Genomic DNA, 342 nt, shown 5'->3' with positions numbered 1-342 from the left:
AAGCATTACCATTCCATTGCAGTGCGTCGCGTTGCAGATTACTGATGTTATTCACCGCAGAACTCAGACTACTAGACAAAGTAGATACATTACTGTTGGTAGTAGAGAGCCCGGTATTGTTACCGGCAGTCGCAGTGGAAAGACTACTGCTCAGTGAGGTGGACAGATTATACAGCTGGTCACCGTTAACGGCATCGGTAGAGCCACTGCTAAGTGTACCGTTGGCCACGTTAGTAATCTTCTGGGCAGCACCGGAGCCATGGCTGGCATCATAAGCATTACCATTCCATTGCAGTGCGTCGCGTTGCAGATTACTGATGTTATTCACCGCAGAACTCAGAC

1 pseudogene is annotated in these 342 nt (G+C 48.8%); it reads right to left on the bottom strand.

The annotated features are described in order from the left end of the window. Window positions 1–342, bottom strand: a pseudogene (locus H3V11_RS11730) (hypothetical protein); the annotation flags it as partial.

Origin of the sequence: Snodgrassella sp. W8158 (assembly GCF_016100435.1) — a bacterium.
Taxonomy (GTDB): domain Bacteria; phylum Pseudomonadota; class Gammaproteobacteria; order Burkholderiales; family Neisseriaceae; genus Snodgrassella; species Snodgrassella alvi.
The sequence above is the reverse complement of the archived record's forward strand: the minus strand, read 5'-3'. Positions and strand labels throughout refer to the sequence as shown.